This is a genomic window from Streptomyces sp. NPDC002088, from assembly GCF_040296605.1.
Classification (GTDB): domain Bacteria; phylum Actinomycetota; class Actinomycetes; order Streptomycetales; family Streptomycetaceae; genus Streptomyces.
This window is the reverse complement of the sequence record NZ_JBEOXO010000062.1, coordinates 1-11846: the sequence shown is the minus strand read 5'-3', so window position 1 is coordinate 11846 and position 11846 is coordinate 1. Positions and strand designations below refer to the sequence as shown.

Below are 11846 nucleotides of genomic sequence, written 5' to 3'. Positions count from 1 at the left end.
CCGGCGGCCAGGACCGTCACACCGAGCGCTGCCCCGACCACCTTGCCGTACCAGCCCCGCGCGCCGCCGTGCCGTGCCATGTCCGCCCCACTTTCCCGCAGTTCCTCGCCGACCCTTGGTCGTCTTGCGACCACCTGGCAGGACGAGGGGCGGCGGCCACGGGATGCGTCCGTTACCGATCACGGACAATTCCGGGGGAGTTCACGGACAACTCGGCGAGCAGCGGCGGGATCGGGCCGGTTGGCCCGATCCCCGCGGGCGCGGGGAGCAGGAGTACGACCTGTGCGACGAGCACGGAAGCAAGGGACCATCCCCGCGGGCGTGGGGAGCAGGGCAAGGACGACCGGGATTCGGCGTCGGCGCAGGGACCATCCCCGCGGGCGCGGGGAGCAGGCTGGATGACCTGCTGCTTTACCGAGGCCAGTGCCGCTTTGTGACCACTTTCTCCGATTCCGGCGAATGGTTCATAGCGGGCGCTCGTTGTCAGCTTCTGCCGAAGCGTCGACGTTTGGAGGCTCTACTCCAGCCGGTTGGTGAACTCTGCGTGCTGTTCGGTGAGGTGGGGTCGGGGCGGCGGATGAGGGTAATGCCTTCGTGGTCGGTGGGGTGCCAGGCGTGGTCGTGGGTACGGAAGGTGAACCCCTGTTCGTTGTTGGTGGTGTGGGCGAGCAGGGCACGGCCCTGTCCAGCGTATTGCTGGACTTCGTCCCACAGGACGTCGCGGATACGGGCGGAGGGGTTGCCGACGAACACGCCTGCGGAGATTTCCAGCAGCCAGCGGGTGAGGAAGCCGCGGAGGCCGGCGGGGCAGTTGGTGAGAACGATGACGGTCACCAGAGGATGTCCGCATAGGCGTCGGGCCCGTCGTAGTTGATCCCGGAGGCGACGTGGTGGCCGCCGTCGCTCTGGAGCATGACCATGTCCCAGTCATCGCCTGCGGGGGCGGAGCCGGTCGTGTCTGGCAACAGGAGCTGCTTGATGTCGTCGACACACTGGTTGAGGAGGGAGGTTTCATTGATGCGGTCACGTAGGGCGCGGCAGGTACGGGAGCCGATGTCCTCGTCGCCGAGGGCGGCGACGTCGAAGGCGACGGGAATGCCGATTTGGGTCTTGTAGAGGTCGGCGATGTCGAGGACAAATGAGAGTTCGTGGCCAGAGTGGACGAAGCCAAGAGCGGGGCTGCAGCCCAGTGAGGTGACAACGGCGTGGGCGATGCCGTACATGCATTGGGCAGCGGCTGTGATGGCCTGGTTGACGGCGTCGCCGCTGGTGAAATCGCCTGGGGTATAGCGACGGCCACGCCAGGGAATGCCGGTGCGGGCGGCCTGGGCGCGGTAGCAGCCCTTGACCCGCTTGCCTTCGTGGCCGAGGAGTTCACGTCGGGTGAGGCCGGCGGAGTCCTCATCGGGAAAGCGCAGGCGATACATCTCGCGTGCGACGCTGAGGCGGTTGCGGGGGTTGGCCCATTGCAGGGCCTGGGCTTCCATCAAGGTGGAGGAGCGGCTGAGGGCGCGGCCCGAGGCATAGTAGCGCACGCCGTGTTCGCCGACCCAGGCGACGGCGGCGCCGACCTATGGACCTGGCTGATCATCACCGTTCACACCCAGCTCCGCCTCGCCCGCCCCCTCGCCGAGGACCTCCGCCGCCCCTGGGAAAGGCCACGCCCGCCACATCGGCTCACCCCTGCCCGGGTCCGCCGGGGGTTCCGGCACATCCGCGTGAACACCGCGAGGCTGTCGCACGGCTCCTGCCCGGTGAAGGTCAAGAGTCCTTCTTGGGCGTGTGTTTGATGAGCTTGTTGAGGTTGTGCACCGTGCCGAGGAGCTTGATCTCGGCGTCCACCGCCTGGCGGCCGCGGTAGTTGAGGTGTCGCCCGAAGCGTTGGAAGATCTGGGCGAATCCCGGCTCGACCAGGGCACTGCGTTGACGGTACTGGACCCGTCCTGTTGGGGTGGCGAGGCGGGCCGCCATGCCCTGCTGGCCGGCAGGGGCCTGCTGACGTTTCGCGGGAAAGCCTGCCTGGTCGGCATCGCTGGTGACCGAGACCAGTAGCGGGAGGTCGGCGAGGGCCTCGAAGGACGCGGCGGAGGCGTACCCGCTGTCGGCGAGCCAGAGTTGGATGTCGCCGGGGAGCCGTGCGGCCTGATGATTGCGCTGGGTCTTCTTCACCATCGGAACGAGGGCCGTCCTGTCCGAGGGATTGTCGTGCGCTTCGATGGCCAGCAGGAACTGACGGCGGGCGCACACGATCTGGATGTTGTATCCCTGCAGGTAGCCGCCGCGTTTGCCGGGAATCAGCCGGGAGTCGGGGTCGCTCAGGCAGGCACGGGACTCCGGGGAGGGGACCGGTCGGGGTGTGCGGGCCCGCTCCAGCCAGGCCCGCATCTTCACCAGTCGCGTTCGCTGGCGAACGAGGACGGTCTTGTGCTCCATCGGGACCGGCGGCCGTCCGTTGGCTCCGCGACGTCCTGCCGCCCGGTCCTTTTGGACGCGAAGCTTGTACTTCTTCAGCTTCTCCTGGTGAGCCTCGGTCTCGGCGGCCAGGCGCTTCTCCGCGCGGGCCACCATCCGCTCGGCGGCTTCGACCTTGATCCGGATCTCGGCGGGTGAAGGCATAGCCCGTTCATGCAGTCTGTCCCTGGCCAAGTGGGCCCGGGTGAGCCGGTCGCACAGCCGGGACAGGCGAGGCCAGTTGTCGCACGCGTCCTCGCCATCGCCCTGTGCCCCCGAGCCATCGGCCTCGACCCTCAGCGCGTGGTCGACTACATCCTCCATCAGCGCGTGGATCTCTTTCTCGCACTGGGAGATGGTCTCCTCCAGGCGATGGAGCCGCTGGTTGGCGTCGCGTGAGGCGTTCGCCTCCATCGGTGAGCCATCCACGGCCACCGCCGAAAGATCGACCAGGCCACGTCGGCCGCACAGCGACAACACCTGCACGAACAGCGAGTTCAAGGCGGCACGGTGGCGTCGTACGAACCGCGCGACGGTGGAGTGGTCCACTCGGCGGTTCGCGGTGATGATTCGGCAGCCTACGTCGTCCCAGCAAGCCTGCTCGATGCGACGGGAGGAGCGTACTCCCTTGCTGTAGCAGTACAGGAGCAACGCAATCAGGCTCGCGGGAGGGTAGGCCACCCCGCCCCGCCCGTCGTCACGGTAGCTGTTCTCGAACGCCGACAGGTCAAGTAGCTCGACGACGTCGAGCACCTTCCAGCACAGGTGCTCGGGCGGCAGCCACTCCTGTACATCCCGCGGCATCTCAAGATCACGTTCACGGTCGCCCGACAAGAAGTTCCGCCCCACCAGCCAAGATTCCGACGCCTCCCTGATCCTCGGAACCGAACAACGAATCGCACTTGACCTTCACCGGGCAGGAGCCGTGCGACAGCCTCCCGCCCGTCCCGCCGCAGTGCCGAAAACCTCAAGACCCGGACCAGGACAACCACTTGGCTCAAGAAACCGCAGACCGGCTCCACGCTACGAGCCCGGGAAGACCGTGAAGCGCCTCGAAACTCGAACAGAATATCTCCGCGCAAAACGCGAGCAATGTTAAAAATCAAGCTCAGGTTCGACGTTGGCGAGCGGCCCCGCCTTAGCGCTTGCCACGGATCGCGCGGATGATTTCCGCGACGGCGGACAGAACCGCCGCACGGTGTTCCGACGCAGTGCCGCTAAGGGCAAATCTCGCCACAAGCACCGCCCACCGGCACGAATCCCACCGCACGGGCGCGAAAGGACCATTTAGGAATCAAGTCGGTGGACCCAGGCTCAGTTGGCCTCGCCGGGCTTGATCAGGCCGCTTTCGTAGGCGAAAACGACGGCCTGAGCCCGGTCTCGCAGCGCGAGTTTTTCGAAGATTCGGCTGACGTGCGTCTTGACGGTCTGCTCAGCCAGGAACAGGTCTGCCGCGATCTCGGTGTTCGATCGACCGCGGGCGACCAGGACGAGGACCTCGGTCTCCCGCGGAGTCAGCCCGTTGAGCCGGGCCGAGGCCGGGAACGCGCGCGGGCGACTGCGGACGAAGCCCTCGATCAGCCGCCGGGTGACCGACGGCGCGAGGAGCGCGTCGCCGGCCGCGACGACCCGCACCGCTGCGATCAGGTCGGCGGGCGGAGCATCCTTGAGCAGGAAGCCGCTGGCCCCGGCGGCCAGCGCCTCATAGACATAGTCGTCGATGTCGAAGGTCGTGAGCATCAGTACCCGAGGCCGGTGCTTGACGCCGCGTGGCGGGTTCATCAGGCGCCGGGTTGCCTCCAGACCGTCCAGGACCGGCATGCGCACATCCATGATCACGACGTCGGGTCGTGAGCGATGGGCGAGCTCGACGCCCTCCTGACCGTTGGCTGTCTCGGCAATTACCTCAATGTCGGGCTGGGCGTTCAGCAATGCGGCGAAGCCCGCGCGGATCATGGCCTGGTCGTCTACAACGAGAACCTTGATGGTCATGGTGTTCCCGACAAGGGAAGGACGGCGGTGAGGTGGAAGCCGCCGTCGGGAAGAGCCTGGGCGGTCAGCTCGCCGTCGAGCATGGCGACGCGTTCCCGCATCCCGACCAGGCCATGCCCGCCCGCCCGGGTCTCCACGGCGGGTCGGGCTCCGGTCGCGCTGGAGTTGACCACGCCAATCCGTACAGCGCCGTCGACGTAGTCGACGCTGACGTGCGCGCGGGCGCCTGGAGCATGGCGCACCACGTTGCTCAACGCTTCCTGGACCAGGCGGTAGGCGGACAACCCTACGACGGCAGGGAGTTCAGCACCGGTCGGCACATCATCGGCCACGACCAGACGGGCGTCGATGCCCGCGCGGCCGGTCGTCTCGATGAGAGTGGGGAGATCGGGCAGACCGGGCTGCGGGGCGTGCTCACCGTCGGGTGACTCCTCGCTGCGCAGCACGTGAAGCAGACGTCGCATCTCAGCCAGGGACCGTCGCGCCTCGGTGGCGATGGCCGCGAACTCCGCGGTGGCGGCCGCGGGCACATCGGGTATCCGATACGGCGCGCTATCGGCCTGGACGGTGATCACCGACATATGGTGGGCGACAACGTCGTGCAGTTCCCTGGCGATGCGCGCGCGCTCTGCCAGCAGTGTCGCCCTCGCCTGCTCGGTGACACTGATCTGCTCGGCGGCCGCAAGCCGGGCCTCGGCCTCGCCACGGCCGCGAACGGCATCAGCCGTGACCGCCGCAACCGCGAGGAACACGCTCATCGGGAGCAGTGCGATCCACCCGTCGCGAGTCGGGACCAGTGCGATGAGCAGTGCCCCGGCGGCCAGAACCTCCAACCACATCGCGAACGTGGCGCGACGCGTTGTCCGCAAGCCGACCACGGCGAGCACGACGGCAACGGTCAGCAGCGAGGTCACGGCCCATGGCCACGGTTCGGAACTGGAATGGGGCCGACTCAGCGCAGCCGTCGTAACCGCCGCCGTCAGCTCCGTCCACCAGGCAGTCCGGGGCCGACTGGGCACGAGGACGAGCGGGGCGGCCCGGGCGACGGTCAACGCCATCGCCGGGCCACAGCCAAGGTTGTAATGCTGCGTCAAGTCCAAAGTTCCGATGAAGCAGACCCCAACGGCCAGGATCCACAGCATTCGAAGTCCCCACCGGCCACCCGGGACGGACACCGACGGCCGGGCCAGGTTGCCCCACACTGCCTGCCCGCAGAAGGCCAGCAGGGACCGGCGCCGGAGGTCAGGAAGGTGGATCTTCATCGCGGGACATGATACGTCCGGCCTCACAACTGGTGAATCCAGGCGATGACCAGCGCGACCCCGCCGACGGAGGCCGCCGCCGTGGTGATGAAGGGTCCGAGCCCGACCTTGCGGCCCCATATCCAGCCCGCCAGGCGGGAGTGCAGGCGCCCCAACAGCCACAGGGCGCCCACCCCGGCAACCGCTAACGGCACGCCGACGCCGAAGTGCGCCAGCCAGGCCCCACCGACGCTCGGACCGCCCCAGGAGTGGTTGTAAGGGCCGCGGTCGACCAGCGGGTAGAGGACCCCGCGAAGAACGAACAAGATTTCGACGCCCACGGGGATCAGCGCCAGCAGCCCGAGCGGCACGCACAACAGGGCATGTGCCAGCAGACGCGCCGCGCCAGGTCGCCCACTCGACGTCTGCGTTGCCAAGCCCTGCTCACCGGCCCGGGCCCACCACTCACACGCCCTGTCCGAACTCCCGACCGCAACCGCACCGACCGTCGCGACCGAGGCCGGAAGCAGCACTGCCGCGTACCCGACCCGCCGCGCGAATCCCGGACGAATGACCGCTGAACCGGACTCGGAAGTGTTGCCGACGCGCTGCGAAGCCCTGAATGACATTGTCTTTTCCTCCACTCTCTGGCCGACTCGCTGCCGACGACCAGAAAGTTAGAGCCAAGGCCCCATCCGCCACGTCACACCACAGTGCCAAACTGGCCCCCTACCCCAGTAGGGGGCCAGGGTTTGAACTCGGTGAGGGCCTGGCGCAGGTCGCGTTCGAAGTCGTCCTTATGGTCGCCCAGTTGGGCGGGGCTGGGGTAGCTGTAGGAGAACTGCAGGCGACGACCTCGTCCAGGGTGCGGATCACGGTGTTGGGGGCTCCTTGAAAATCGCAGCCTTGCTTGGCCAGGTGGCTTGAGGTTCACCCGAACAGCGGGGGAACCTCAAGCCACGACCGCGTGGGCGTCAACCGCTGTGGGCGTACCCGCCCGCGTCGTCGGGAACTGCAGCGACATAGCCGCCGACGCCCCGCGACGCTAAGGTGGCCGACGGCAACGAACGGGGCTGGTCGTCGCTACGAGGCGGCTCACCTCCAAACGTGCCTGGTGCCGTCACCGATACGGTCGGCGCCGAGGGAGCCTGCGTCGCCTCCCGCTTGCCCTCTTGTGCGCCGACCAGCAAGTAGAACGCTGCGAGTGCTCCGCATCCGACGAGGATGGCCGATCCGATTCGCTCGTTGCAGTAGGCCGCGAATGCTGCGACGCTGACGAGCGATAGGGCCACAATGGCCGTGAGGGGCATACGTGTCCTTCCGTCAACGCCCGGCCGTCGTGTACCGCCAAGTCCCCGACGGCCGGGCGTACCTGTGTTGCCGGTCCAGACTGTCGCCGGCAGGACTTCCTGATCTCCAGGGGAACTGCTGGCCAACTATCGCTGAGCTGAGAGGCCGCCTGAGGTTGAGTGCGCCCTCGACCTGCGATTTTGGCCTTGCGTCCTCAATCCCCAGACTAGGAGCGGGTGATGCGAGTGGGGAAGAGGGGATGTCATCGGCGGCCTCCTGTGACAGACACGCTCGATTGAGTACGTAGCGGGTAAGCGGCCGGTAGTAATCAGTCCGCACAGTGTCATCAAGTGGGATGGCGGCGGCCAGGGCCCCTCGGCCTCCCTCACGAAGAGGGCGAGGCCGTCAGTGTCAGCCAGCCCGATGGTCTCAAACCCCAGCTGGCCTGCCCGGCAGACCCGGCTGGGGTCCCCGATCACCCGCTCCGGCGACGACCCTCGCCCTCCACCGCCACGGCCAGTGCAGGGGAAACCGGGAGCAGCGAGTGTGTGTGCGCACCGGGCTCACAATCGGGGCGAGAGGCGCCGGGTTCCCGCACCAGCGCGACTCCTCGTACGTGGTCGAGGTTGTACGTGCGTAGGCCGAACCGGGTCGTCATGTCGACCCGGCAACCATGCGCCGATGTGAGAACGGTACATCCAGCCGCTGACAGTGCGTCCGTCAAGGCAGCGTAGAAACCGAGCAGGACCTGGCGTGTGCCTTGGATCGGCCGAAACCACGCACTTGTCCGCCATCAACGCGATCAGATCCCGCTCCCCCACGCCCATTCGGAGGCGATGCCGATGAGCACGCGGGGGTCCCGAGCGCCGAAGAGCCGGTAACTCCGGAGGCTCTCCTGCCCGGAGGTGAGCACGGAGTCGGCGAGGCTTGCGGCCAGGAGGTGGGTGCGGAGGGTTGTGGGGGTGAGCACGGGTGTGACGGTGGGGGATGAGGAGTGGGAGGCGGAGGCAAACGGGGAAACTACGCACAGACGGCGTAACACTGAGCAGGTGGACGCTGGCGGCACCTCGTCAGCGGCGGAAGGGGCACCCGCCCCCGGCCAGTCGGGCCAACGTCAGATCACGACAAGGCCCAGCAATGGTGCAGCCGACCCGCGAAGTTCACCGCGTGCAGCACCTCCCCGCGCCAAGCGGCCTCCGCCGCCCCCACCGACTGCCCCGCGATCAGCGTCGACTCACCTCGTACATCCCGGCGACCGCGGGATCGTCCAGCGTTCCCAGCCCGTACGGCTGGTCCGCCGCCCCGGGATTCGCCAACGCGGCCTTTACCTCCTCGGTGTAGTCCTCCCGGTGGATCAGCCGCAGCGTCGACTCCCCGCCGTTTTTGCCGCGACCACCTCCACCTCACGGTCGAGCCCGAAGGCGTCGACCAGTCTCGTGGTTAGGGCGAGCCGGACCGGGTCCATCGGATGGCCCGGACCGAAGTCGTAACCCGTTACTGTCTCGTCCCACATCAGCTGTGCGCGGCCGCTCATGCCCGTCGCCGTATCGGTCCGGCCGCGAAGTGAACGACCGGCCGTGCACCAGCGTCACCAGCGCCAACGCGCCATCGGGTAAGAACATGGCCTCGCGGGAACTCCAGGCACCCCGACTGCCCGGCCAACGGCGAACCGATCAAGAACCGCACGTAGTTGAACGAGCCGCGCAACAGCTGGGGAGGTGACCGACATGACGAGAGGAGATGCCGCGCCAGTGATCGCGATCAGCGCACCGGCGGGCGAACACCTTCGCCCAGCCTGGCGTAGCTGACCGACCAGGACTCGGCGGCCGAGCAGCCCGCTGGATCGGCATCGGCACCGGCTGCTGCTGAACAGACCGAGCAGGGGCGCCCGTTGGTCCTCATCGCAAGTCTCGGCGAGCTACCCAAGCCCGCGCTCGACCCCGAGGTCAAGGTCGCTCAGCGCGCCCAGCTCAATCGGGCCGCCGGCGGCCGTCTCGTCCAGCTCGCGCATCACCAGATTGCTCGCATACCCACTCACCCGGACCGTGTGCTCTGCCAGGACAAAGGCCCGCTCATCTCGTTCAGGAGAAGGACCAGGTCTCCCATGGCGGGGCGCATATGCCTGGTGCGCGACACATTAGTCACACCGCTGAAGGCCCGCGAACCGGAAGGTGAGCGCCCCGTCAGGGTGAAGGAGGGCTCTGGGCCGGCAGGGCCACAGCGTTCTCCCCCAATTTGCGCAACCGTTCGAGGAGACGAGCGTTCTGGGTCTCCAGTTCGGCGTTGCGCAAGGTCAGGACCTGCATCTGGTTGGCGTAGGCGGCCACAGTGTCCTTCAGTTCGCGGATCTCGGCGGCGTGCTCGCTGCGAAGCCCGCGCTCTGCCTTCTTCAGCCGGGATACCGCCGCCCGCAGTTCCTCCGGTTCCGGGCGGCGGGTCTGCGGCACTTCCAGGATCTCCTTCACTGCCTGTGCCACCGGCGAGCGGTACTAGGAGGCGCGGGAGACGCCGGCCTCAGTGCACAGATTCACGAGTGTGATCTTGCCGTCGGTGAGCTCGGGCAGACCGTGCATCAGCCGCTCGAACGCCTCCATCAGCGAGCGGTCGATGGCGGTGAGCACTCTGCCGCTGGTCGAGAGCCGGTCGAATGTGTGCCGGATGCGCAGCCGTGTCTCGTCGTTCACGCCGACTTCGCGCCTTCCTTGGTGTCCTCCGTGGTGATGCTCTGGATGAGTTCATCGAGTTCGGTGGCGTAGTCAGTCAGGGCGATCACCTGCAGCCGGGGCAGGGCCTCGCGTTGTTTCCTGGGCAGGTCCAGCACCGTCAGGGCCTGGTCCCGTGCGGTGGTGAGCCGGGGCAAGTGCACCGCCGACCGGCGGGCATTGGGGCAGTGCAGGCACATGTTGTGCAGTGGCAGGGGACGGCCGAGGGCCTTGGCCCGCTTGCGGCAGAGGGCGGTGGCGGCCTGGTAGAAGCAGTCGTTGAGCACTCCGGGGTGCAGCATCTTGGTCAGGTGCTGCAGCATCGTCCGCAGCCGGGCGGACGACGAGACCACCCCGGGCAGATCCCCGAGTTCGCGGCGGATCCGCTCGAACTCCGCCGAGATCCGCTCCGCGGCCCCGCCGGAGGCGCCGCCGCCGTCGTTCCAGTCCCGGTAGAGGTCTTCGAGGTAGTCCAGCCGGGCGGCTGCTTCGTTGCTGGCCACCTCGGCGGCGAACCCGGACTCCGACGTCCCTAACGGTGGAGTCGGGTATTGGAACCGTCCGAATGCCTCCCCGCGAGTAGGTGTTGAAAGGCGTTCGTCGTGGTGCCGACGCCAGCCGGAGCCGCGACTTCCACTGTTGTCGGCATACACCCCTTGAACTCCCCAGCCGCGTACGGATGAACGTCCCCAGTGAGATGGCCCCTGAGGTCGATCCGCGGCTCGTCAGCGCGGCAGGAAGAGCGGGTCAGCGACTTGGATTTGGCGCGCCAGGAGGTCGCGGTCGTGGAATGCGTCGCGGAGCACGTCGCCCAGCCGCTTGAGCGCGGTTAGGTCGGTGCTGGAGACGACGAAGGTGCCAGACTCCGACCCGAAGTCCAGTCGGTCGGCGAGTTCGGGCATGAACGAGTGGACCAGCGACTGGGCAAGGCACTCCCAGCCGTGCCCATTGCCTTCGGCATTGTGCTCCTCGAAGACGTCCTCGACTTCTTCCATGTCGCCGTCGAAGAGCATCAGGCAGTGCGAGGTCTGAGCGGCCTCCGCCTCATCGAGGATGAAGGGGGCCAGGGGCGATTGATCGGTCACGACGTGATCGTAGAGGTCGGCTCAGACAGTTGACGTGACTGCTGTGACGAGGGTTCTGTGCGTCCGGTCATGCGGCGTCAGTGTCGCGTTCGATGGCCGCGAGCCGGTACTTCAGCCGGTAGCTGGGACCGTTGATGGAAATGACGTCGCAATGGTGGAGGAGCCGGTCGAGGATGGCGGTGGCGAGGACCTCGTCGCCGAAGACCTGCCCCCATTCATCTGAAGGTCTTGTTCGAGGTGAGGATGATCGAACCCTTTTCATACTGCTTTGAGATGACCTGGAAGACCAGGTTCGCTTCTCCGCGTTCGAGGATCTCGTAGCCCACCTCGTCGACCACGAGGACGCCCGGCCGCAGGTAGGTGCCCAGCTTGTTGGCCAGGCGCCCGGCGGCTTCAGCAGCTTTGAGGTTGCGGACCATGTCGTCGAGGCTGGTGAAGTAGACCGAGTAGCCAGCCTGGCAAGCCGCAACGGCGAGCGCGACGGCAACATGCGTCTTGCCCACCCCCGGCGGACCCAGGAGAGCCGCGTTCGCCTTGACTTCGACGAACGAGAGGGTGGCGAGGTCCTTGTGAGGTGTCCCCCGGAGTGTGGACACACAGGGGTTCATGCCGCGATTGAGGTGACCCCCTCTGTGTGGACACTCTGACAATGGATCTTGTGGATCCGAGGAAGGGTGTCTTGGTGGGACGTAAGTCTCCGTATCCGGCGGAGTTCAGGAATGACGCGGTGGCGTTGTACCGCGCGGCGGGCGGGAAGCGTACGTATGCGGCGGTCGCGGCGGATGTCGGGGTGACCGGCGAGACGCTGCGCAGTTGGGTACGGCAGGCCGATGAGCGGGCGGGCCGCGGCAGCAGCGACGAGCGGGCCGCCGAGAGCAGGGACGAGGAACTGGCCCGGCTGCGTGCGGAGAACGGCCGGCTGCGCAGGGCCGAGAAGGAGTGGGAACTCGAGCGGAAAATCCTGCGCCGGGCGGCCCAATATTTCGCCAAGGATTGTGTCCTGAACACGAAGGGGAGTTGACAGTAGGAAAGCTTCCGAGAGTGGTGCTGTGCGGATGATGAAGGTCTTGTGGCCCTTCGAAGCC

At 67.2% G+C, this 11846-nt stretch carries 10 protein-coding genes and 7 pseudogenes; 2 read left to right on the top strand and 15 right to left on the bottom strand.

Annotation, left to right across the window (positions count from 1 at the left end; genetic code table 11):
* From ABT114_RS49245 to cas1e, 3 genes and pseudogenes are all read right to left on the bottom strand, one after another.
* Window positions 1–80 (bottom strand): annotated as a pseudogene (locus tag ABT114_RS49245) (polysaccharide deacetylase family protein); the annotation flags it as partial.
* A 403-nt stretch (window positions 81–483) separates the two neighbouring features.
* Entirely contained in the window at window positions 484–834 is a 351-nt protein-coding gene (gene cas2e, locus ABT114_RS49240) for a type I-E CRISPR-associated endoribonuclease Cas2e (protein WP_351153613.1), read from the bottom strand.
* Window positions 831–1568: pseudogene (gene cas1e, locus ABT114_RS49235) on the bottom strand (type I-E CRISPR-associated endonuclease Cas1e); the annotation flags it as partial. The gene cas2e and the pseudogene cas1e, both read right to left, overlap by 4 nt.
* Between cas1e and ABT114_RS49230 the strand changes: the two are divergent.
* Window positions 1566–1772 (top strand): annotated as a pseudogene (locus ABT114_RS49230) (NF041680 family putative transposase); the annotation flags it as partial. The pseudogenes cas1e and ABT114_RS49230 sit on opposite strands and share 3 nt — an antisense overlap.
* On the opposite strand, the gene ABT114_RS49225 reads toward ABT114_RS49230, so the two are convergent.
* The 12 genes and pseudogenes from ABT114_RS49225 to istB form a co-directional block, all read right to left on the bottom strand.
* A complete protein-coding gene (locus ABT114_RS49225; protein ID WP_351153610.1) occupies window positions 1762–3255 on the bottom strand; it encodes a transposase in 1494 nt (497 codons plus the stop codon). The pseudogene ABT114_RS49230 and the gene ABT114_RS49225 sit on opposite strands and share 11 nt — an antisense overlap.
* A 510-nt stretch (window positions 3256–3765) precedes the next feature.
* Window positions 3766–4443: a response regulator gene (locus ABT114_RS49220; RefSeq protein ID WP_351153607.1), complete on the bottom strand. Its 678-nt coding sequence runs from the start codon at window positions 4441–4443 to the stop codon at window positions 3766–3768.
* Window positions 4440–5585: a sensor histidine kinase gene (locus ABT114_RS49215; protein ID WP_351153605.1), complete on the bottom strand. Its 1146-nt coding sequence runs from the start codon at window positions 5583–5585 to the stop codon at window positions 4440–4442. The genes ABT114_RS49220 and ABT114_RS49215 overlap by 4 nt, the downstream gene beginning before the upstream one ends.
* 143 nt (window positions 5586–5728) lie before the next feature.
* Window positions 5729–6055 carry a hypothetical protein gene (locus tag ABT114_RS49210; protein ID WP_351153602.1) on the bottom strand — a complete coding sequence of 109 codons (327 nt, stop codon included), beginning with the start codon at window positions 6053–6055 and terminating at the stop codon, window positions 5729–5731.
* A 1195-nt stretch (window positions 6056–7250) separates the two neighbouring features.
* Window positions 7251–7944 (bottom strand): annotated as a pseudogene (locus ABT114_RS49205) (phosphatase); the annotation flags it as partial.
* A 167-nt stretch (window positions 7945–8111) separates the two neighbouring features.
* Window positions 8112–8487 (bottom strand): annotated as a pseudogene (locus ABT114_RS49200) (arginase family protein); the annotation flags it as partial.
* Window positions 8378–8669 (bottom strand): annotated as a pseudogene (locus ABT114_RS49195) (MFS transporter); the annotation flags it as partial. The pseudogenes ABT114_RS49195 and ABT114_RS49200, both read right to left, overlap by 110 nt.
* 488 nt (window positions 8670–9157) lie before the next feature.
* Window positions 9158–9451, bottom strand: a complete 294-nt coding sequence (locus ABT114_RS49185; RefSeq protein ID WP_351153599.1) for a hypothetical protein — start codon at window positions 9449–9451, stop codon at window positions 9158–9160.
* A gap of 12 nt (window positions 9452–9463) precedes the next feature.
* Window positions 9464–9658 (bottom strand): hypothetical protein, encoded by a 195-nt coding sequence (locus tag ABT114_RS49180; protein ID WP_351153597.1) that lies wholly within the window; start codon window positions 9656–9658, stop codon window positions 9464–9466.
* Complete coding sequence (locus ABT114_RS49175; protein ID WP_351153594.1) at window positions 9655–10179, bottom strand: hypothetical protein; 525 nt, start codon at window positions 10177–10179, stop codon at window positions 9655–9657. The genes ABT114_RS49180 and ABT114_RS49175 overlap by 4 nt, the downstream gene beginning before the upstream one ends.
* 222 nt (window positions 10180–10401) lie before the next feature.
* Window positions 10402–10761, bottom strand: a complete 360-nt coding sequence (locus ABT114_RS49170) for an immunity 51 family protein (RefSeq protein WP_351153592.1) — start codon at window positions 10759–10761, stop codon at window positions 10402–10404.
* A gap of 67 nt (window positions 10762–10828) precedes the next feature.
* Window positions 10829–11330 (bottom strand): annotated as a pseudogene (istB, locus tag ABT114_RS49165) (IS21-like element helper ATPase IstB); the annotation flags it as partial.
* Window positions 11331–11443: 113 nt separating this feature from the next.
* On the opposite strand from istB, the gene ABT114_RS49160 reads away from it, so the two are divergent.
* Window positions 11444–11782: a transposase gene (locus tag ABT114_RS49160; protein ID WP_502988533.1), complete on the top strand. Its 339-nt coding sequence runs from the start codon at window positions 11444–11446 to the stop codon at window positions 11780–11782.
* Window positions 11783–11846 lie beyond the last annotated feature (64 nt).

Excerpts from the sequence above, each read along its gene's own strand:
- ABT114_RS49225 (WP_351153610.1), bottom strand. The coding sequence starts at position 3,255 with ATGCCGCGGGATGTACAGGAGTGGCTGCCGCCCGAGCACCTGTGCTGG.
- ABT114_RS49220 (WP_351153607.1), bottom strand. The coding sequence starts at position 4,443 with ATGACCATCAAGGTTCTCGTTGTAGACGACCAGGCCATGATCCGCGCG.
- ABT114_RS49215 (WP_351153605.1), bottom strand. The coding sequence starts at position 5,585 with ATGCTGTGGATCCTGGCCGTTGGGGTCTGCTTCATCGGAACTTTGGAC.